The 20,728-nt window shown below is 70.5% G+C and carries 20 protein-coding genes; 10 read left to right on the top strand and 10 right to left on the bottom strand.

Annotated elements, in window-relative coordinates:
- Position 1: 1 nt before the first annotated feature.
- Positions 2–742 (bottom strand): UPF0149 family protein, encoded by a 741-nt coding sequence (locus ACW7G5_RS12375; protein ID WP_457004940.1) that lies wholly within the window; start codon positions 740–742, stop codon positions 2–4.
- Between the two features lie 142 nt (positions 743–884).
- On the opposite strand from ACW7G5_RS12375, the gene ACW7G5_RS12380 reads away from it, so the two are divergent.
- Complete coding sequence (locus ACW7G5_RS12380; protein ID WP_457004942.1) at positions 885–1,802, top strand: alpha/beta fold hydrolase; 918 nt, start codon at positions 885–887, stop codon at positions 1,800–1,802.
- Here the strand turns inward: ACW7G5_RS12380 and ACW7G5_RS12385 are convergent, their stop codons facing one another.
- On the bottom strand, positions 1,803–2,255 hold the full coding sequence (locus ACW7G5_RS12385) for a YkgJ family cysteine cluster protein (RefSeq protein WP_457004944.1): 453 nt from the start codon (positions 2,253–2,255) through the stop codon (positions 1,803–1,805).
- 222 nt (positions 2,256–2,477) lie between these two features.
- Positions 2,478–3,152: a TenA family protein gene (locus tag ACW7G5_RS12390; RefSeq protein ID WP_457004945.1), complete on the bottom strand. Its 675-nt coding sequence runs from the start codon at positions 3,150–3,152 to the stop codon at positions 2,478–2,480.
- A gap of 196 nt (positions 3,153–3,348) precedes the next feature.
- Between ACW7G5_RS12390 and oleC the strand changes: the two genes are divergently transcribed.
- The 8 genes from oleC (at position 3,349) to ACW7G5_RS12430 (ending at position 10,575) form a co-directional block, all read left to right on the top strand.
- The gene (gene oleC, locus ACW7G5_RS12395) at positions 3,349–5,037 is read left to right on the top strand and encodes an olefin beta-lactone synthetase (protein ID WP_457004947.1); all 1,689 of its coding nucleotides are present in this window, start codon (positions 3,349–3,351) and stop codon (positions 5,035–5,037) included.
- A gap of 17 nt (positions 5,038–5,054) precedes the next feature.
- Positions 5,055–6,059, top strand: coding sequence for a 2-alkyl-3-oxoalkanoate reductase (gene oleD, locus ACW7G5_RS12400; RefSeq protein ID WP_457004949.1), 1,005 nt, complete (start codon positions 5,055–5,057; stop codon positions 6,057–6,059).
- Positions 6,060–6,120: 61 nt separating this feature from the next.
- Positions 6,121–6,279, top strand: coding sequence for a DUF1328 domain-containing protein (locus ACW7G5_RS12405; protein WP_343254651.1), 159 nt, complete (start codon positions 6,121–6,123; stop codon positions 6,277–6,279).
- Between the two features lie 101 nt (positions 6,280–6,380).
- A complete protein-coding gene (locus tag ACW7G5_RS12410) occupies positions 6,381–7,037 on the top strand; it encodes a ubiquinone biosynthesis accessory factor UbiJ (RefSeq protein WP_457004951.1) in 657 nt (218 codons plus the stop codon).
- The gene (ubiB, locus tag ACW7G5_RS12415) at positions 7,034–8,707 is read left to right on the top strand and encodes a ubiquinone biosynthesis regulatory protein kinase UbiB (protein ID WP_457004953.1); all 1,674 of its coding nucleotides are present in this window, start codon (positions 7,034–7,036) and stop codon (positions 8,705–8,707) included. The genes ACW7G5_RS12410 and ubiB overlap by 4 nt, the downstream gene beginning before the upstream one ends.
- Positions 8,650–9,504, top strand: coding sequence for a pseudouridine synthase (locus ACW7G5_RS12420; protein WP_457004955.1), 855 nt, complete (start codon positions 8,650–8,652; stop codon positions 9,502–9,504). The genes ubiB and ACW7G5_RS12420 overlap by 58 nt, the downstream gene beginning before the upstream one ends.
- A gap of 31 nt (positions 9,505–9,535) precedes the next feature.
- Positions 9,536–9,955 (top strand): alternative ribosome rescue aminoacyl-tRNA hydrolase ArfB, encoded by a 420-nt coding sequence (gene arfB / locus ACW7G5_RS12425; RefSeq protein WP_457004957.1) that lies wholly within the window; start codon positions 9,536–9,538, stop codon positions 9,953–9,955.
- 14 nt (positions 9,956–9,969) lie between these two features.
- The gene (locus ACW7G5_RS12430; protein ID WP_457004959.1) at positions 9,970–10,575 is read left to right on the top strand and encodes a lysophospholipid acyltransferase family protein; all 606 of its coding nucleotides are present in this window, start codon (positions 9,970–9,972) and stop codon (positions 10,573–10,575) included.
- Between the two features lie 39 nt (positions 10,576–10,614).
- Here ACW7G5_RS12430 and ACW7G5_RS12435 read toward each other — a convergent pair whose 3' ends face one another.
- The 6 genes from ACW7G5_RS12435 to ACW7G5_RS12460 form a co-directional block, all read right to left on the bottom strand.
- Positions 10,615–12,003: a M28 family metallopeptidase gene (locus tag ACW7G5_RS12435; protein ID WP_457004961.1), complete on the bottom strand. Its 1,389-nt coding sequence runs from the start codon at positions 12,001–12,003 to the stop codon at positions 10,615–10,617.
- A 90-nt stretch (positions 12,004–12,093) separates the two neighbouring features.
- Complete coding sequence (locus ACW7G5_RS12440; protein ID WP_457004963.1) at positions 12,094–13,635, bottom strand: efflux transporter outer membrane subunit; 1,542 nt, start codon at positions 13,633–13,635, stop codon at positions 12,094–12,096.
- Positions 13,628–13,771: a hypothetical protein gene (locus ACW7G5_RS12445; RefSeq protein WP_457004965.1), complete on the bottom strand. Its 144-nt coding sequence runs from the start codon at positions 13,769–13,771 to the stop codon at positions 13,628–13,630. Before ACW7G5_RS12445 ends, ACW7G5_RS12440 begins: the two co-directional genes overlap by 8 nt.
- Positions 13,764–16,937, bottom strand: a complete 3,174-nt coding sequence (locus tag ACW7G5_RS12450; protein ID WP_457004967.1) for an efflux RND transporter permease subunit — start codon at positions 16,935–16,937, stop codon at positions 13,764–13,766. The genes ACW7G5_RS12445 and ACW7G5_RS12450 overlap by 8 nt, the downstream gene beginning before the upstream one ends.
- Positions 16,938–17,023: 86 nt before the next feature.
- Positions 17,024–18,235 carry an efflux RND transporter periplasmic adaptor subunit gene (locus tag ACW7G5_RS12455; RefSeq protein WP_457004969.1) on the bottom strand — a complete coding sequence of 404 codons (1,212 nt, stop codon included), beginning with the start codon at positions 18,233–18,235 and terminating at the stop codon, positions 17,024–17,026.
- A 46-nt stretch (positions 18,236–18,281) separates the two neighbouring features.
- On the bottom strand, positions 18,282–18,551 hold the full coding sequence (locus ACW7G5_RS12460; RefSeq protein WP_457004971.1) for a hypothetical protein: 270 nt from the start codon (positions 18,549–18,551) through the stop codon (positions 18,282–18,284).
- 125 nt (positions 18,552–18,676) lie between these two features.
- On the opposite strand from ACW7G5_RS12460, the gene ACW7G5_RS12465 reads away from it, so the two are divergent.
- The gene (locus tag ACW7G5_RS12465; protein WP_457004973.1) at positions 18,677–19,729 is read left to right on the top strand and encodes a LysR substrate-binding domain-containing protein; all 1,053 of its coding nucleotides are present in this window, start codon (positions 18,677–18,679) and stop codon (positions 19,727–19,729) included.
- Positions 19,730–19,759: 30 nt separating this feature from the next.
- Here the strand turns inward: ACW7G5_RS12465 and ACW7G5_RS12470 are convergent, their stop codons facing one another.
- The gene (locus ACW7G5_RS12470) at positions 19,760–20,722 is read right to left on the bottom strand and encodes a LysR family transcriptional regulator (protein WP_457004975.1); all 963 of its coding nucleotides are present in this window, start codon (positions 20,720–20,722) and stop codon (positions 19,760–19,762) included.
- Between the last annotated feature and the right edge of the window lie 6 nt (positions 20,723–20,728).

The following is a 20,728-nucleotide window of genomic DNA, read 5'->3' on the forward strand; positions in this document are numbered from 1 at the left end:
CTCAATGCACTCCGCAGCACTTCTTGTGCTTTTTCCCGCTGCCGCAGGGGCAGGGGTCGTTGCGACCAGGTCCTTCATCGCGGCGGATCGGCGTGCGCGGGGTCAGCGCTTCCACCCGGTGGTGGTTGAGGTCGGCCAGCATCCCGGGCAGGTTGATGACGATTCCCAGCCGCTCGCGGTAGTCGACCGGCATCGGCTCGGTGGTGGGATCTTCCGGATTGATGGCTTCGCCGCTGGCCAGCCGGTCGAGGGCGTCGAAAATGTCTTCGATCCACTCGTTGTCATCCAGCCACTGGTCCCACTCGGCCTCGCGCAGCATCACCGCGGAGAAGAAGCCCTGGGACCAGTCGGCGCCGACGTCGAGCTGATCCTCTTGCAGGGCGTCCTCGCCGGTCAGCTCCGGGTCCTCGGGTAGCCACATCAGCGGAGCGAGGTGGTCCGGCAGGTCGCCGTCGTCGTAGCGCACGCGGGCGGTGCACATGTTCAGGTGGCCGAGCAGCAGCTGCTGCACCTGGAGCGCTTCCTCGGCGCTGTCCCAGGTCGGCGGCTTGCCGCCCCAGACCACGGGCTGCCATTCCTCCAGCGGCACCGCCGAGGGCGACACCGCCAGCGCGCTCAGGAAGCCGTCCAGCGCCTCCAGGTTGAATCCCTTGAACGGGACGGCGCGCCGGTCCAGCAGGTCGGCGAGCTGTTCGATGCGTGCTTCGTCGAGGTAGGGCGGGGCGGAGATCGGGCTGGACATGGCGTTTAGGCGGAAGGAGGCGAGGCCTGCATGGTAATCGTGTCGCCGCGCGGCGGAGCGTTCCTGCCCGCGAGCCGGTGCCTTGGGCCGGCGCAGGCACCCGCGTCCTACAATGGCGGCTGTTGTCCGCCATGGCGCCACCATGCATCTTCCGGGTTATCCCACTACTCCCCATCGCTTCCAGGTTCGCCCCGGCATCGAGATGTCCTATCTCGACGAGGGCCCGCGCGACGGCGAGGTCGTGGTCATGGTCCACGGCAATCCGTCGTGGAGCTATTACTGGCGCACGCTGGTGGCGGGGTTGTCGGATCCCGCTTCCGGCAAGGGTTATCGCTGCATCGTGCCCGACCACGTCGGCATGGGGCTGTCCGACAAGCCCGACGACGCGCCGAATGCGATACCGCGCTACGACTACACCCTGCAATCGCGGGTCGAAGACCTGTCCACGCTGCTTGAACACCTCGGTATCGACGGCCCGGTGACGCTGGCGGTGCACGATTGGGGCGGGATGATCGGCTTCGGCTGGGCGCTGTCGCACCAGGCACAGGTGAAGCGGCTGGTGATCCTCAACACCGCCGCCTTCCCGATGCCGGATGCCAAGGCCATGCCCTGGCAGATCGCGCTGGGCCGCGACTATAACGTCGGCGAAATGGTGATCCGCGGGTTCAACGCGTTTTCTTCCGGTGCGTCCTGGCTGGGCGTGGAGCGGAAGATGCCCGCCGACGTGCGCCGCGCCTATGTCGCGCCCTACGACAGCTGGAAGAACCGCATTTCCACCATCCGCTTCATGCAGGACATCCCGCTGTCGCCGAAGGACCGGGCCTGGCCGCTGCTGGAGGAGTCGGGCCGGCGCCTGCACGAGTACGCCGGCCTGCCGGTCTTCATCGGCTGGGGGCTGAAGGACTTCGTGTTCGACCGCCATTTCCTCGAGCGCTTCCAGGCCGAGCTGCCGGGTGCCGAGACGATGGCCTTCGATGATGCCGGCCATTACGTGCTGGAAGACAAACACGAAGTGCTGGTGCCTGCGATCCGCGACTTCCTGGACCGCAACCCACACTGATCAGGCTGCGATCGGCGGGGGCAGTGCGGGCGGCGGGGTGCCGCGGTCGTTGGGGTGGTCGCTGCCGTCGGGATTGCCGTCGCGGTCGTTGGCCGCGGCTTCGCGCCAGATCCAGTCCGCCGGCGTCAGCGCGGCCAGGCCGTGCGCCGCGCGCGCGCTGTCGCACTGGCAACCGTGTTCACCGAACTCCCACGAGGCCGCCACGTCGCGGCAGGCCTGCGGGCGCAGCGGATGGATGCTGCAGCGCGAACGGCGGCCGATGTCCGCCTCCAGCGCCACGCAGCGCGGCGTCGAGCCGCCCGCGGTGCCGCGCATGGCGACTTCGTGGTTGCGCAGCGGAACCGTCAGCGCCGCCGGCACGCGCCCGCCCAGCGCCGGGTCGGCTTCGGACCAGTGCAGGCTCACGCGGAAATGGGCGCAGCAGGCGCCGCAGCTCAGGCAGGGATGGGGCACGCGGGCGGTTCGCGGAGTGGCGGGTGCAGGATTTTTCGGCAAGCGCGGGCGGCGCGCAAGGGGTTTCGGAGCGCGGGCTCGCCTATGCTGGTCCGGCACACATCCGCGCGATACGGCGTTGGGGTGAGGATTGCGGCGGGGTTGCTTTCGCAGCTATAGCTGCTCCCACAAGAGCTGCTCCAACTGGAGCTGATCCTGCAGGAACCATGGCGGCGCCCGGGATCAAGGTCCGGTGCCCGCCGCATCCAGCCCCTGCTGCCAGAATTCCGCTTCCAGGCGCGAGGCCTTGCGGAAGATGGCGACAAGTTCGTCGTAGCGGTTCTCGCTGGCATAGCGCCGTCCGAGGTCGTCCAGCCACGCGTGCGCGGCGGCGCCGGCCTGCTGAAAGGCGCTGCCGGAGTATTCGGCGATCCAGTCGCGGTAGGGATGGTCGGCGGCAATGGCGTCGATGCCTTCGGGCGTGAGCCGGCGGCCGATCTCGGCGTAGCCGAGCGTGCAGGGGATCAGCGCCACCTGCAGGTCGAGCAGGTCGCCGGACATGCCCACGTCGAGCACGAAGCGGGTGTAGGCCACGGTCGCCTGCTGCTCTTCGGTGGCTTCGACATCGGCGGCCGACAGGCCCCAGCGCTCGCACACGCGCAGGTGCAGGCCCATCTCGTCCAGGATCGCGGCCAGCCCGCCGCGGGCCGCCTGCATGTCGGCCAGGCTGCGGCTCTTGTACGCGGCCAGGGCGTGGGCGCGGGCGAACTGGATCAGGAACAGGTAGTCCTGCACCAGGTAGTTGCGGAATGCCGCCCGCGGCAGGCTGCCGTCGCCCAGGCCGCGCACGAAGGCGTGGTCGATGTAGGCGTTCCAGTCATCGGCAGCGGTGGCCTTGAGGCGTTCGAACAGCGACATGATCGGGTCTCGGGGACGCGCGGCCCGGCCGCGGGGCCGGCGATTGTCGACCATTGGTGCGCACGGGGCCAACGGGCTGCCAGGCCGCCCGGGCCGGAAGCGCGATGATCCCGCGATGGCGGAGCCTGCAGGATCGCCGACGCGCCGACGCGCCGACGTGCATGTGCCCCGCGCGGGTCCGGGCGATAATCGGGCCATGACTGGCTCCTGCAACATCGCCGCCGCGCTGCCGCGGCTGGCTCGCGAGCTGCCCGACCGGGTGGCGATGCGCGCCCCGGGCCGTGACGGCCGCTATGCCACCTCGCTGACCTACGCCCAGCTCGACGCGCGCAGTGACGCCATCGCCGCGGGCCTTGCCGCACGCGGCATCGGCCGCGGCACGCGCACGGTGGTGATGGTGCGGCCGACGCCGGAGTTCTTCCTGCTGATGTACGCCCTGTTCAAGGCCGGCGCGGTGCCGGTGCTGGTGGATCCGGGCATCGACAAGCGGGCGCTGAAGCAGTGCCTGGGCGAGGTCCAGGCCGAGGCCTTCGTCGGCGTTCCGCTGGCGATGTTCGCGCGCGTGCTGCTGGGCTGGGCGAAGTCGGCGCGGGTGCGGGTGACCACCGGCGCGCGGCCGCGGTTCGCGGACGTGACCCTGGCCGAGGTCGAGCGCAGCGGCGCCGACGCGGGCCCGCAGCTGGCCGACACCGCGCCCGATGACGTCGCGGCGATCCTGTTCACCAGCGGCTCCACCGGCGTGCCCAAGGGCGTGGTCTATCGCCACCGTCACTTCGTGGCCCAGATCGACATGCTGGGCGGAATGCTTGGCGTGTCGCCCGGTGGCGTGGACTTTCCGACCTTCCCGCCGTTCGCGCTGTTCGATCCGGCGCTGGGCCTGACTTCGATCATCCCGGACATGGACCCGACGCGGCCGGCGAAGGCCGATCCGCGCAAGCTGCATGCGGCCATCGAGCGCTTTGGCGTGACCCAGCTGTTCGGCTCGCCGGCGCTGATGCGGGTGCTGGCAGAACATGGCAAGCCGCTGCCCACGGTGACCCGCGTGACCTCGGCCGGCGCCCCCGTGCCCAGCGAGGTTGTGGCGAAGATGCGCGCGCTGTTGCCCGACGACGCCCAGTTCTGGACGCCCTATGGCGCCACCGAATGCCTGCCGGTGGCGGTGATCGAAGGTCGCGAACTGGTGACCCTGCGTGAGCGCACTGAAACCGGCGCTGGCACCTGCGTCGGCCGCCCGGTGGCGCCGAATGAGGTCCGCATCATCCGCGTCAGCGACGAGGCCATTCCCGAATGGTCCGACGCGCTGCTGGTGAAGCCTGGCCAGGTGGGTGAAATCACCGTTGCCGGACCCACGGCAACCGACACCTATTTCAACCGCGACGCGCAGACCGCGCTGGCGAAAATCCGCGAGGTCGGCAACTTTCCCGCGAACCCCGCGGAGACGTCCCGCATCGTCCACCGCATGGGCGACCTCGGCTATTTCGACGCCGAGGGCCGCCTCTGGTTCTGTGGCCGCAAGTCGCAGCGCGTGGTCACTGCGCAGCGCACCCTGTGCACCGAACAGATCGAACCGGTCTTCGACACGCACCCCGACGTCCGCCGCACGGCGCTGGTCGGGATCGGCGAACGCGGTGCCCAGCGGCCGCTGCTCTGCGTCGAGTTGCAGCCCGGTATCGACAAGGCCGGACGCGCACGCATCGCCGACGAGCTGCGCCACCTCGGCGAAGGTTTCGTGCACACCGCGCACGTGGATGCCTTCACCTTCCACCCTGCGTTTCCCGTCGACATCCGCCACAATGCGAAAATCGGCCGCGAAAAACTGGCCGTCTGGGCCGCGCGCGAGCTGCGCCGCGGCAGGGTCTTCGAAGCGGCGGTGACGCCTGATTGACGCGAGGGAGCACTGAAGTGCGGGTACTGGTGACTGGCGGCGGCGGATTCCTTGGCCAGGCGCTGTGCCGTGGCCTGGTCGAACGCGGACACGAAGTCACGAGCTTCAACCGCGGCCACTACCCGGAGCTCGACGCACTCGGCGTGCGCCAGCTGCGCGGCGACCTTGCCGACCGCGATGCGGTCATCGCCGCGTGCGCGGGCATGGACGCGGTGCTGCACAATGCCGCCAAGGCCGGTGCCTGGGGCAGCTTCGACAGCTACCACCGCGCCAACGTGATGGGCACCGGCCACGTGCTGGCCGGCTGCCGCGAGCACTTCGTGCCGAAGCTGGTCTACACCTCGTCGCCCAGCGTGACCCATCGCGCCACGCACCCGGTCGAGGGCGGCACCGCCGACACCGTGCCCTATGGCGACGACCTCAAGGCGCCGTACGCCGCGACCAAGCTGATCGCCGAGAAGGTGGTGCTTGCCGCCAACGACGAATCCCTGGCCACCGTCGCGCTGCGCCCGCGGTTGATCTGGGGGCCGGGTGACAACCAGCTGGTCCCGCGCCTGGCCGAACGCGCCCGCGCCGGCCGCCTGCGCCTGGTCGGTGGCGGCATGAATTGCATCGATACCACCTACATCGACAACGCCGCGCAGGCACACTTCGATGCGCTCGATCACCTGGGCCCGGGGGCGGCCTGCGCCGGCCGTGCCTACTTCATCAGCAACGGCGAACCGATGCCCATGCGCGAGATCGTCAACGCGCTGTTGCGCGCGGTCGGTGCGCCCGAAGTCGAGGGCACGCTCCCCTTCGGTGTCGCCTATGCGATCGGTGCCGCCTGCGAGACCGCGTGGCCGCTGCTGCGCCTGCGCTCGGAGCCGCCGATGACCCGTTTTCTGGCCGAACAGCTCAGCACCACGCACTGGTATGACATGGCGCCGGCCACCCGCGACTTCGGCTACGTGCCCCGGGTATCGATCGCCGAAGGCCTTGAGCGGCTGGCCATCTCGCAGCGCGGAGCCATCACCTCCTGACGACCCGTGGCCGGCAAGGATGTCGCCAGCCGTCGGCGCTCCGACGGACTGGAGAACCGCCATGCTGAGTTACGCCGTCATCTTCCTGGTCATCGCCCTGATCGCCGCCGTGCTGGGCTTCAGCGGTATCGCGGGTGCCGCCAGCAACATCGCCTGGATCCTGTTCGTCGTGTTCCTGGTGCTGGCCGCGATCTCGTTCTTCCGCGGCAAGCGGGTCTGACCCGCGCCACCGGTGCGCCGCGGCTGTGCGGCGCACCGGTGGGCCGCCTGCAGCGCAGCCTGCGCACCGGTGGCGTGGGCCCGGCCGCTACAATGCCGGCCATGGCCCGATCCCCTTTTTCGCTCCCCGGCTTCAAGCCGCTGGCCGGCCGCGCGCTGGAATCCGCGCTCAACCGCGCGCTCGCACTCGATGACGACACCCGCCAGGCGCTTGCCCGGCTGGACGGGCGCCACGTCGCCCTGCACCTGGCCTCGCCGCCGCTGGCGATGTCGGTGCGCGTGGATGGCGAAGCGCTGCGCGTGGGGCCGGTGGCGGGCGACGCCAGCCCCGACCTGTCGGTGCGCACCACGCTTGGCGGCCTGCTTGGCCAACTGCAGGGCATGCTTGGCGGGGGCGATGAGCACGCCACCCCCAGCGGCCGGCTGCGCATCGAAGGCGACGCCGAGCTGGCGCGCGCGCTGCAGCGGCTGGCCTCGCGCTTCGACCCCGACTGGCAGCGGCCCTTCGTCGCCGCCTTCGGCGAGGTGATCGGCGTGCAGGTGGCCAAGGGCTTGGCGGCGGCGCTGAAGGGTGCGCGCCGCGCCGGCGAAGGCCTCGCCGCCACCGCCGCCGAGTACGTGGTGGAAGAGTCGCGCGACGTCGTCGGCCGCCATGAGCTCGATGCCTTCCATGACGACGTCGACACGCTCCGTGACGACGTCGAGCGCATCGCGGCACGCGTGGCGCGCATGGCACCGGCCGCCGGGGCCGCGCGGTGAGTTCGGCCCTGCATGCGCTCAAGATCGGGCGCGTCCTGCTTCGCTATCGCCTGCACACGCTGTTCGAAGGCACGCCGGCGGAACGCTGGCTGTGGCTGCTGCGGCCATTCGTGCCGCGCGCCTCGCGCGAGATCACCGACCTGCCGCGCGGCGCCCGGGTGCGCCTGGCGCTGCAGGAGCTGGGACCGATCTTCGTCAAGTTCGGGCAGGTGCTGTCGACCCGCCGCGACCTGGTGCCGGCCGACGTCGCCGACGAGCTGGTGCTGCTGCAGGACCAGGTGGCGCCCTTCGACGGCGAACAGGCACGGACCATCGTCGAGCGCGAACTGGAGCGCCCGGTGGCCGAAGCCTTCGCCCGTTTCGACATCGTGCCGCTGGCGTCGGCCTCGGTGGCGCAGGTGCACGCCGCGCAGCTGCCGGCGGTGGACGGCGTGCCCGGCGCCGAGGTCGTGGTGAAGGTGCTGCGTCCCGGCATCGGTGCGCGCATCGCCGCCGACATCCGCCTGCTCGAGCGCATCGCCGGCTTCGTCGAGCGTACACATCCAAGCGCCGACAAGATCCGCCCGCGCGAAGTGGTGGCCGAAGTCGCGGGCACGCTTGCCGCCGAGCTCGACCTGCAGCGCGAAGGCGCCAATGCCTCGGTGCTGCGCCGCTTCTGGACGGGATCACCCGACCTGTACGTGCCCGCGCCGGTGTGGTCGCACAGCAGCGAAGGCGTGCTGACGCTGGAGCGCGTGCACGGCATCCCCAGCGACGACGTCGCCGCCATCGAAGCCGCGGGCATGGACCGGAAGCTGCTCGCCGCCAAGGCGGTGCGCGTGTTCTACACCCAGGTGTTCCGCGACAACTTCTTCCACGCCGATGCGCACGCCGGCAACATCTGGGTCGACAACGACCCGTCGCGGCGCCTTAATCCGCGCTTCATCGCGCTGGATTTCGGCATCGTCGGCCAGCTGTCCGGCGACGACCAGTACTACCTCGCCGAAAATTTCATGGCGATCTTCAACAAGGACTATCGCCGCATCGCCGAGCTGCACGTGCAGGCCGGGTGGATGCCGTCGCACCTGCGGCTGGACGAACTCGAAGCCGCGGTGCGCGGCGTGTGCGAGCCGTACTTCACGCGTCCGCTGTCGGAGTTCTCGCTGGGCGAAGTGCTGCTGAAGCTGTTCCGTACCGCGCAGCGCTACCAGCTGACCCTGCAGCCGCAGTTGATCCTGCTGCAGAAGACGCTGCTCAACGTCGAAGGCGTGAGCCGTCACCTGGATCCGGAAATCGACATCTGGGCGGTGGCGCGGCCGGTGCTGGAGCGGATCCTGGCCGAGCGCTACAGCCCGAAGCGGCTGGCGAGCGAGTTCCGCAAGCGGCTGCCGGAGCTGGTCACGCGCGCGCCGGAGATGCCGCGGCTGCTGCACGCCTGGCTGAGCCAGCAGGTGGAGGGCCGGCACCAGCTGGGCATGCACTCGACCGAGCTGGCCGAACTGGTGCAGGTGATGCGCGCGATGCAGCGGCGCACGGTGGCGGCGATCCTGGGCGTGGGCCTGCTGGTGGTGGCGGCGGTACTGTACGGCCTTGATGCCGGTGGCCCGCGTTTGTGGACGGTGCCGGTGGCTGCATGGATCGCCGGCATCGGCGGCCTGTGGGCGATCATCGCCGCCCGCCCGCGGCCATGAACTCCGGTGGTAACAGCAGCTCTTGTGGGAGCGGCCCGACGGCTGCTCCCACAGCGGCCGCCGCTCCCGCAGCGATGCCGGTGCTGCATCTGGAAGAGCGCTTCGCCGTGGTCGACAAGCCCGCGGGGCTCATGGTCCACGACAGCAAGCTCGCGCGGGGCGAGAGCGACTTCGCCGCCGACCGCCTGCGCGAGCAATTCGGCAGGCCGATCTTCCTCGTCCACCGCCTCGACCGCGCCACCAGCGGCTGCCTGCTGCTGGCCTTCGATCGCGAAACCGCCTCGGTGCTGGGCAAGTCGCTGATGGCCGGCGAGGTCGACAAGGGCTATCTCGCGGTCTGTCGCGGCTGGCCCGCGGAGGAGGCGTTCACCGTCGACCATCCGCTCGACGGCGGCCCCGGCAAGCCGCAGAAGAAGCCGGCCGTGACCCGCTTCCAGCGTCTCGCCACCGCCGAGCTTCCAATCCCGTCCGCCGGTTTCGAGACCTCGCGCTACGCGCTGCTGCGCGCCTGGCCGCAGACCGGGCGCTTCCGCCAGATCCGCCGCCACCTCAAACACCTTTCGCATCATCTGATCGGCGACACCAGCCACGGCGACGGCCGCCACAACCGCAGCTTCCGCATGCTCGGTATCCACCGCATGCTGCTGCACGCGGAGCAGCTGTCGTTCCCGCATCCACGGGATCCGGCGCGGCGCGTGCACGCCGTGGCGCCGCCTGACGCGGAGTTCGCGCGCGCGCTGGCATTCTTCGCGCAGCCGGCGGACGCCGCGCCGGTTGCCGAAGCGGGACCGCCCTGACCATCGCGCTGGCCATCGATTCCGGACGCCCATGACCACCACGCCATCCGCCATCGAAATCCCGGACGCCGAGATCGTCGAACGCTTCGTGCGCGCCTCGGGTCCCGGCGGACAGAACGTCAACAAGGTCGCGACCGCGGTCGAGCTGCGCTTCGACGTCGCCAACTCGCCGTCACTGCCCGAAGCCGTGCGCGAGCGCTTGCTGGCAAAGCGCGACCGCCGGCTGACCGACGACGGCGTGCTGGTGCTCAACGCGCAACGCTTCCGCACCCAGGACCGCAACCGCCAGGATGCGCGCGAGCGGCTGGCGGCGTTCATTGAATCGGGCCGCAAGGCGCCCAAGGCGCGCGTGCCCACCCGGCCCAGCCGCGCATCCAAGGTCCGTCGCCTGGACGCCAAGCGCGAGCGTAGTACGATCAAGCGCGGCCGCACGGGGAAGGGCTGGGACTGAGGGCACGGAGGCGCATGAGCGAAGCGGAACACGACATCCTGCCGTCCCTGCCACCGCAGGTGCCGCGGGTCGAACCCAACCGCTTCACCCGCTGGCTCGGCCGAAGCATCCTGCGCGCCGGCGGCTGGCGGGTGAGCGGCGAGTTCCCCGACGAGCCGCGCGTGGTGCTGATCGCCGCCCCGCATTCGTCCAACTGGGACGGTGTCTGGGGCTTTGCCGTGAAGCTCGGCCTGGGCCTGGACATCAAGCTCCTCGGCAAGCGCGAGCTGTTCTGGTGGCCACTGGCGCCGCTCTTGCGCAAGCTCGGCGTGATCGCGGTCGATCGCAATCGTTCGGCGGGCGTGGTGGAGCAGGTCGCGGCCATGTTCCGCGCGCACGACCGCTTCTGGTTCGGACTGGCGCCGGAGGGCACGCGCAAGCCGGTCGAGCACTGGCGGAGCGGCTTCCTCAAGATTGCCCGCGCCGCCGACGTGCCGGTGCTGCCGGTGTATTTCCATTATCCGGACAAGGTGATCGGCATCGGCACGCCGTTCCGCGTTGTCGACGACGACGCCACGGAAATGGCGCGCGTGCGCGCGTGGTACCGGCCTTGGCGGGGGCGCAACCGCGGTACGGTCTGAGCCCCCGGCACGGCGGCAGCGACGAGCTCGATGCCTCGGCTACGGCGTCCCGTAGCCGCCGAAGCTGCCCGCCGCGCCCGGGAATACCACCGGGCTTTCCGCGCCGTCTCTCGCGACCGCCGACACGCCGAAGAACCAGTTGTCGATCACCACGTTCTTCAACGTGTGCCGGTCCACGTCGCCGACGTACACGCTGTGCGTCCACTGCGGCTCGGTGGTCCGCCGCCAGTGCAGCCGGTAGCCGGCCAGGTCGGGCGCCAGCGCCGCCGGCGCGCGCGTCCACTGCAGCGTGGTGTCGGCGGTGACCGCGCCTTCGATGGTCACGTCCGCGGGCGGCGGCGGTGCCGAAGCCATGCCGGCCAGGCTCACGGCGTTGAGCGCGGTGAGCCTGGCGGCGTAGTCGAAGTCCACGCCTTCGATCACGTCGCCGTAGGCGATGCCGTCTTCGGTGCGCAGGTCCTGGTGCTGGCGGGTGTAGTCCTCGTTGGTCTCCATCACCCGCACCGCGGGGTAGCCGAGGTCGTTGAACGGACGGTGGTGCCCGCCGCGCCCGAAGCGGTCCAAGCGATAGACCACCATCACGTCGAGCCCCGGCACGTAGAGGTCGGCCATGCGGTCGATGTAGCGGGCCAGGTTGCGCGAGGGCGAATCGACCTCGCCGCCGGTGAAGCGGCGCTGCCGCGCCTCGGCCGGCGTTTCGGTCACGCGGGTGCCCTCGGCGAACACGCGCGCGGTGCCGTTGTCGATCACGCCGTTGATGCCGGCGATGTTGCCGATCATGTCGTTGTTGAGCACGGCCTCGATGCGCCAGCCTTCATCGCGTGCCTTTTCGGCGACGATCTTGCCGCCGAACAGGCCCTGCTCCTCGCCGGAGAGCGCGGCGTAGACGATGCTGCCGTGAAAGCGGTGCTTCGACAGGACCCGCGCCGCCTCCAGCGTGCCGGCGACGCCGGACGCGTTGTCGTTGGCGCCGGGCGAGTCGGACGTCGCGTCCATCACGTCGGACACGCGCGAGTCGATGTCGCCGCTCATGATTACGTAGCGGCCGGGATCGCTGGTGCCGCGCTGGATCGCAAGCACGCTCACCACCTCGGTGGCCTCGGGGATGCGGTCTTCGCCGGAGACCGTGCCCGCAACGTCGATCACTTCAAGGCACCCGCCGCACTGGGCGGAGATGCGCTCGAACTCGGCGTGGATCCAGCGCCTTGCCGCGCCGATGCCGCGGGTGTCCGACGTCGTGTCCGACAGCGTGTGGCGGGTGCCGAACGACACCAGCGTGCGGATGTCGGCCTCGATGCGCGCGGCCGACGGTGCGGTGCCGATGTCGTGCAGCAGGGCCTGGGTGGCTGGTGGTGCGGTGGGCGTTTCAGCGGCGGCGACCGGTGCGACCAGGCAGGCGGACAGGATGGCGAGGGGCAGGTGGCGCATGCGCGGGTTCCAACGTTCGGGCGTAGGCGCAACCGTACGCCATCGGTGCTGCCATGTGCCGCACCACACGGCATGCCGGGGCGCGCCGCGTCAACGCGGTTGCGGTGCCCTGTCCACGGCCAGCGCGAGCGGGTGCGGCCAGCCGCCGGCCAGCGCGCGATACAGGCCCACGGCGCCGGTGGCACTGCGCGTGCGCGCGGCCGCGAAGGCGTCTTCGGCCTGCAGGCGGGTGCGTTCGGCGTCCAGCACCTCGAGCAGGCCGATGGCACCGGCGTCGAAGCGGATGCGGGCGAGCTCGGCGGCGCGTGCGCTGTTGTGCGCGGCGCGCTCCAGGTGCGCGTCCTCCACGCGCGCGCGGTCCAGGCGCACCAGCGCGTTCTCGGTGTCCTCCAGCGCCAGCAGCACCGCCTGCTGGTAGCGCGCGAGTTCGCCGGCGGCATCGGCGTCGGCGGCGGCGATGCGCGCGCGCACCCGACTGACGTCGAGGAAGGACCAGTCGATGCCAAGCGCGACGAAGCGCGTGCCGCTGTCGCGTTCGAACAGCGCGCCCGCGTCCGCCGCCTGGCTGCCGAGCAGGCCGCCCAGGGTGAAGCGCGGGAACAGCTCGGCGGTGGCGACGCCGATGCGTGCGGTCGCCGCGTGCAGCCGGGCTTCGGCCGCGGCCACGTCGGGGCGGCGGCGCAGCAGCTCGCCGGGCGTGCCCGGGTCGATCACCGCGGGCAGCGCCGGCAGGGGCGCGGCTTCGCCAAGCACCTCCACCAGCGCATCGGGCGTGCGCCCGGTCAGCACGCCCAGGCGGTGGATGGCGAAGGCCACCTGCGCCTCGAGCGCGGGGATGCGGGCGCGCGTGGTCTCGAGCTGGGCCCGCGCGCGGGCGGTGTCGAACTCGCTGTCGCGGCCGCTGTCGAAGCGCGCCTCCACCAGCTCGAAGGTGTCGCGCTGGTTGCCGGCGTTGCCGCGGGCCACGCGCAGCCGCTCCTGCGCGCCGCGCAGTTCGAGGTAGGCGTGGGCCGTCTCGCCGGCGATCGCCACCTGGACGGCCTGCATGTCGGCGTAGCCGGCGAGCGCGTCGGCGCGCCCGGCCTCGATGCCACGGCGGATGCGTCCGAACAGGTCGATTTCCCAGGCCGCGGCGATGCCGGCGCTGTAGCTGTCGGCGTCGCGCGCGGATCGCGGCTGGCCGGGCGCCTGCGCGGCGCTTGCACGCGTCGTGGCGGCTTCGGCGTTGGCGGTCACCGTGGGCAGGTGGTCCAGCCTTGCGCCGCGCAGCAGCGCGTTGGCGCGGTCATAGCGGGCGAAGGCGATGCGCAGGTCGTGGTTGGCGGACAGCGCGTCTTCGACAAGCTGTACCAGCAGCGGGTCGCCGAAGTCGCGCCAGAAGCGCTCGTCGGCGGTGATTGGCGGCGTCGACGCTGGCGCCGGTGCCGGTGCCGGTGCCGGTGCATCCGCATCGGCCGCTGCCGCGCCCGAGGCATCCGTGGTCGCGCTGCCCGCGGCAACAGCGCCGTGGAATGCCTCGGGCGTCGGCAGCCGTGGACGCACGTAGTCCGGCCCCACGCTGCAGGCGGCCAGCGCAAGCGCGAGCAGGGTGGAGGCAAACGCCGGCCGCCCGGCGGTACGGAAGTCAGTCATCGTCGTTCTCCATGGGGTCGGCGGGCTTGGGCGCGGCACGGTCGGGCGCGGCCGGCGCCGGGCCGGCCGGGGTGTCGTTGCCGAGGATGCGGCGGATGTCTTCAAGCGAAGGAATCGCCAGGTTGCGCTCAGGCACGGGACACCTCCGCGTCCACGTTGCCGGCCGGACCGGCCTGCGTCGCTGTGCGCGTGACCAGCGTGCGCAGCGCGACATAGAACACCGGCGTCAGGAACAGTCCGAACACGGTCACGCCGACCATGCCCGCGAAGACGGTGATGCCGGTGGCCGAGCGCACTTCCGCGCCGGCGCCCGACGACAGCACCAGCGGGACGGTGCCGGCGATGAAGGCGATCGAGGTCATGACGATCGGGCGCAGGCGCAGGCGGCTGGCTTCCAGCGCGGATTCCACGATGCCCTTGCCCTGCAGCTCGAGCTCGCGCGCGAACTCCACGATCAGGATCGCGTTCTTGCACGCCAGGCCCATCAGCACCACCAGCCCGACCTGCACGAAGATGTTGTTGTCGCCGCCGGTCAGCCAGACGCCCAGGAGCGCCGACAGCATGCACATCGGCACGATCAGGATCACCGCCAGCGGCAGCGTCCAGCTCTCGTACAGCGCCGCCAGCACCAGGAACGCCAGCAGGATCGCCACCGGAAACACCACCATCGCCGCATTGCCCTGGGTGGCCTGCTGGAAGCTGAGATCGGTCCACTCGATGGCCATGCCGTTGGGCAGGATGTGGGCGGCCAGCTCGGCGACCTTGGCCATGCCTTCGGCCGACGACATCACCCGCGGGTCGACGTCGCCGGCGAGGTCGGCGGCGGGGTAGCCGTTGTAGCGCAGCACCGGGTCGGGGCCGTAGGTCTGGCTGACGTTGACCATGGAGCCGATCGGCACCATCTCGCCGCGGTCGTTGCGGGTGCGCAGGCTGGCGATGTCCTCGACGCTGTCGCGGAACGGCGCGTCGGCTTGGGCGATCACCTGCCAGGTCCGACCGAAGCGGTTGAAGTCGTTGACGTAGGCCGAGCCGAGATAGGTCTGCAGGGTGTCGAACAGCCCGGTCAGCGGCACGCCCTGCGCCTTGGCCTTGACCCGGTCCACCTCGGCGTCGAGCTGCGGCACGTTGGCCTGGTAGGTGGTGTTGGCGAAGCCCATGCCCGGCGCCTGCATCAGCGCGCCCTGCATGGCCGCGGTGGCGTCCTGCAGCGCGCCGTAGCCGAGATTGGCGCGGTCCTCGATGAAGAGCTGGTAGCCGGCGCCGTTGCCCAGGCCGAGGATCGGCGGCGGCATCACCGAGAAGGTGAGTCCTTCCTGCAGTGCGGCGATCCTTTCGTTGATTTCGGCATTGATCTCGAGCGCCGTGCGCGCCCGGTCCGCGAACGGATCCAGGGTCAGGAACACCACGCCGGTATTGGGCGTATTGGTGAACTGCACGGCGTTGAGGCCGGGGAACGCGATCGTGTGCGCCACGCCCTCGGTGTCCATCGCGATCTCGCCGACCTTGCGCAGCAGTTCGTCGGTGCGCGAGATCGACGCGCCCTCGGGCAGCTTCACGCCGGCGATCAGGTACTGCTTGTCCTGCACCGGGATGAAGCCCGCCGGCACCGCCTGGAACATCAGCCCGGTGCCAAGCAGCAGCACGGCATAGACCGCGAACACCATGCCGCGCCGGCCAAGCGCCCGCGACACCGCGCCCTGGTACTTCTCCGAGCTGGTGCCGAAGAAGCGGTTGAACGGACGGAACACCCATCCAAACAGGCGGTTGATGAGCCGCGTTGGCGCGTCCTTCGGGGCGCCGTGCGGCTTCAGCAGGCGCGCGGCCAGCGCCGGCGACAGGGTCAGCGAGTTGATCGCCGAGATGACCGTGGAGATCGCGATCGTGACCGCGAACTGCTTGTAGAACTGGCCGGTCACGCCCGACAGGAAGGCCATCGGCACGAACACCGCGCACAGCACCAGGGCGATCGCGACGATCGGTCCGGAGACTTCGCGCATGGCCTGGTGCGCGGCTTCGAGCGGCGTCAGGCCTTCCTCGATGTTTCGCTCGACGTTTTCCACCACCACGATCGCGTCGTCGACCACGATGCCGATCGACAGCACCAGCCCGAACAGGGTGAGCGTGTTGATCGAGAAGCCAAGCAGGTACAGCGCGGCGAAGGTGCCCACGATCGACACCGGCACCGCCAACAGCGGGATGATCGAGGCGCGCCAGGTCTGCAGGAACAGGATCACCACCAGCACCACCAGCAGCACCGCCTCGAGCAGGGTAGTGACCACGGCCTTGATCGAATCGCGGACGAAAACCGTGGTGTCGTACACGGCTTCGTACTCGACGCCTTCGGGGAAGCGCTGCGAGACCTCGTCCATGGTCGCGATGACCGAGTCGCGGATTTCCAGCGCGTTGGCGCCGGGCGCCTGGAAGATGCCGATGCCGACCGCGTTGTTGCCGTCGAGCTGCGCGCGCAGCGTGTAGTCGCCGGCGCCCAGTTCGACGCGCGCGACGTCGGACAGGCGGACGATCTCGCCGTCGCTGCCGGCCTTGAGCACGATGTCGCCGAACTCCTGCTCGGTCTCCAGCCGCCCGCGGGCGTTGATCAGGGTGAGGAAGTCGCTGTCGGGCATGGGCTCGGCGCCGATCTGGCCGGCGGACACCTGCACGTTCTGCTCGCGCATCGCCTGCAGCACGTCGCTCGCGGTCAGTCCGCGCGATGCGATCCGGTCGGGATCGAGCCAGGCGCGCATCGCGTAGTCGCCGCCGCCGAAGACCTGGGCGTCGCCGATGCCGGGCAGGCGCGCCAGCGCATCCTTGACGTGCAGGCGCGCGTAGTTGCGCAGGTACAGGGTGTCGTACTTGCCTTCGGGCGACGTCAAGTGCACCACCATCAGGAACACGGGTGATTGTTTCTGCGTGGTCACGCCCTGCCGGCGGACGTCTTCGGGAAGCCGCGCCAGTGCCTGGCTGACGCGGTTCTGCACGCGCACCGTGGCGTCGTCCGGGTCGGTGCCCGGCTTGAAGGTGACCGTCATCTGCAGCACGCCGTCGGAGCCGGCGACGGACTTGAGGTACATCATGTCCTCGACGCCGTTGATCGCCTCTTCGAGCGGCGTCGACACGGTTTCCGCGATCACCTTGGGGTTGGCGCCGGGATACACCGTGCGCACCACCACCGACGGCGGCACCACTTCGGGGTATTCGCCGATCGGCAGCAGCGGGATCGAGATCAGGCCGGCGGCGAAGATCACGATCGACAGCACCGCGGCGAAGATCGGGCGGTCGATGAAGAACCTGGAGAAGTCCATGGGTCGTCCTTCGCGGCGCAGGCCGCGTGGGTCGGGGCCCCGCATGGGCGGAGCGGTGGCGAACGAGGCCGGCGGCCGGCGGGGAATCAGGGCGTTGGCGCGGGCATCACGGCGGCGACGGCGTCAGCGGTGTCCGCAGGCGCCATCGCGACCGCGGTCGGCGCCACCGGCATGCCGGGGAAGAAGACCCGCTGCACGCCGTTCACGATCACCTGGTCGCCGGGCTCGAGTCCCGACTGCACCACGCGCAGGCCGTTGGCCATGCGGCCAAGCTCGATGTCGCGGCGCTCGGCCGTGTTGCCATCGCCCAGCACGTAGACGTACTTGCGGTCCTGGTCGGTGAGCACCGCCTTGTCGTCGACCAGCAGGGCGTCGAACTCGCCGCTGCCCTGCAGTTGCACGCGGGCGAACAGCCCCGGGGTGAACACGCGGTCGGGATTGGGCACGACGGCGCGCGCGCGCACGGTGCCGGTGCTGCTGTCGACCTGGTTGTCGATGAAGTCGACGATGCCGGCATGCGGGTGGCCGGCTTCATCGGCCAGGCCGATGCGCACCGGATTGCTGGTGGCGTCGCGCTCGCCGCTGCGTGCCAGCGCCTGGTAGCGCAGGAAGGCGCGTTCGTCGGCCTCGAAGTGGACGTGCACCGGATCCTGCGAGACCACCGTGGTCAGCAGCGTCGCGTCGGCCTGGGCCAGGTTGCCGGCGGTGACCAGGGCGCGGCCGGCGCGGCCGGCGACCGGTGCGCGCACCTCGGTGAACTGCAGGTCCAGGCGCGCCGCGGCCACCGCGGCTTCGGCGGCGTGCACGCCGGCCTGGCCTTCGGCGGTCGCGGCGCGCCGGGTCTCGAGCTCTTCGCGCGAGATCGCGCGGGCTTCGATCAGCGACTTCGCGCGCTGGTGCTGGCTGCGCGCCAGGCCGGCTTCGGCGCGGGCGCGCTCCAGCTGGGCCTGCGCCTGGTCCAGCGCGGCGCGGTAGGGGCGCTGGTCGATCACGAACAGCAGGTCGCCCTTGGCGACTTCGCTGCCTTCCCGGTAGGCGACGCGCTGCACGTAGCCGCTGACGCGCGGCCGGAGTTCGACCGACTCGATCGCGGCGACGCGACCGCTGAACTCGTCCCACTGGTGCATGGGCGTGGACACGACGGTGGCGACGCCGACTTCGGGCGCCTGCGGGGCTTCGGGATTGGCTGCGGCGTCGCTGCTGCAGCCCGGGGTGGCCAGCGCGATCGCCACGGCCAGGCCGATCGCGACCATGGACAGGCGGATGCCGGAATGGATGATGAGCTTGCGGGTGTTCATGGCGGGAGGTGTCCTTGAATGGGGGAGGCGGCGGCTTTCGGGACGATCAGGCGGACCAGCATTGTCCCGTTCGCGGGATTTGCTCTCCCGTATCCGGGATGCCGGCGTGGCGGTCGGCCATCACCAGCACGGCATCGGCCGCCGACCAGGACAGTGCGAATACAGGGAATGCAAGCGCCATTGCGATCCCCCAGGCCAGGCTCATTGAGGCTCCAAGCCATTGATATGCAATGAAAGATGTCGAGGCCACCAGGTCGAATGCGATCAGCGTGGCCAGCGCGTTGCGGAGCAGGCTGCGGCGTGCGGTGCGGGACATTGGAATCGGCCATCAGGAAGATGACGGATACGATAGGCGCCGGGGCGGCACTTGATTAGCCGGCAAATCGGGGAATAATTGTCCCCCAGTTGGTCCAATCCAGCGTCCAGCCCCGGAGGCGCCGCATGAGTCACGATCTCAACGACACGCTGATCTTCGTCAAGGTGGTCGAGCTCGGCAGCTTCATCGCCGCGGCCAAGGCCCTGCACCTGCCCAAGACCACGGTCAGTCGCAAGGTGCAGGAACTCGAGGCACGCCTGGGCGCGCAGCTGCTCCACCGGACCACGCGCAAGCTCGGCCTGTCCGAGGCCGGCAGCGTCTATTTCGAGCATTGCCAGCGCATCGCCCGCGGGCTCGAGGAAGCGGAAAGCGCGGTCGGCCAGCTGCAGGATGGCCCGCGCGGCTGGCTGCGCGTCAGCGCGCCGTATTCGTCGGGGATCGCATGGATCGCGCCGCTGCTGGGCCAGTTCCACGCGCAGTATCCCGAGGTGCGGGTGGAGCTGTCGCTGAGCAACGAACAGGTCGACCTGATCGAAGGCGAGGTCGACCTCGCGCTGCGCATCGGCAGCCTGCCCGACTCCAACCTGGTCGCGCGCCGGCTGGCGGTGTTCCGCACCCAGGTCTACGCAAGCCCGTCCTACATCGAGCGCCACGGCGAGCCGCTGCATCCCGACGACCTGCAGCACCACCGCACCCTGGGCATGCAGAAGTCGCGCCGCAACGGCCACTATTACTGGGCGCTCGGCGACGGCGCGAAGCGCACGGACTACCGCATCGACCCGATCCTGGTCGCCAGCGATCCGGCGGCGCTCAAGGGCGCGCTGCTCTGCGGCGAGGGCCTGATGCTGGCCAGCGACGTCACCGTGAAGGCCTATGCCGAGCAGGGCATGGTGCAGCGCGTGCTGGCCGGCTGGACCGGCCGGGACCTGGATTTCAACGCGGTGTTCCCGAGAGGGCACGTCACTTCGCCCAAGGTGCGTGCCTTCGTGGACTTCCTGGTCGAACGCCTGTGCTTCGACGCCGACTACATGCAGGCGCTGTGCCCGAGCACGCAGTGCCCCGACCGCCAGAAGGAGACGGTCGCCGCCGAACTCGACCGCGTGTCCCGGCAACCATCGGCCGTGGGCGCCGCGGGCAAGGTCGCGTCCATCGGGCGCAAGGTCGAAGAGGCAGCCTGAGCCCGCGGTCGCGCGGTGCGTGCCCTGCGCTCAGCGTTCGGAGTGCCCGCTGTCCTCGCGGCTGCGGCGCACGAACAGGTCGGGCCTGATCAGGTCCATGAAGGCGCGCGCCTGCGGCGACAGCACCTTGCCCTTGCGCACCAGCACGCCGTAGCTGCGCGCCGGGAACCAGGCGTCGAGCGGCCGGATGGCGAGGTGCCCGGCGTCGGCGTCGTCCAGGCAGATCGAGCTCACGATCGAGATGCCCAGGCCCATCGCCACGTACTGCTTGATCACTTCCCAGCCGCCGACCTCCAGCGACACCGTGTAGGGCACCCGCGCCTGCTGGAACACCAGGTCCACCAGGCGCCAGGTCACCTGGCGCTGCGGCGGCAGGATCAGGCCGTGCTTGGAGATGTCCTCGAGCGTCAGCCGCGGCGTGCGCGCCAGCGGGTGGTCGCGCGGGGTGATCAGCATCGGCTGGAATGAATACACCGGCACGTAGCTGAGGTCGGCGGGCACGTCGAGCATCGAACCGACCACAAGCTCCACCGTGTCCGCGCGCAGCAGGTCGGTGCCGTCGGCGCTGATGGTGTTGTGCAGGCGCAGGCGGACCTCGGGATGCTGCTCGCGGAAGGCGCCGACGATCCGCGGCAGCAGGTAGAGGATGGTCGAGCTGTTGGCGGCGATTTCCAGCTCGCCCGCATCCATGCCCGCCAGCGCGTGGCGAAAGGCCGCGGGCAGGGCGTCGATGCCTTCCACCAGCGGCCGCGCCAGTTCGTACAGCGCCTCGCCCGCCGGCGTCGGCAGCAGGCGGCGACCGTTGCGCTCCAGCAGCGGGGTGCCCATTTCGCGTTCGAGGGCCTGCAGCTGCTGGCTGACCGCGGGCTGGCTGACGTACAGGGCCTCGGCCGCGCGCGAGACCGAACCCAGCCGTGCGACCTGGCAGAAGGCCCGCAGCGGCTTCAGGCGGTCGCCCTTGTAGGCGAAACGGGGGGTGCGAACGGGTTCCAAGACCGC

It is taken from the genome of Luteimonas sp. A501 (assembly GCF_054052085.1).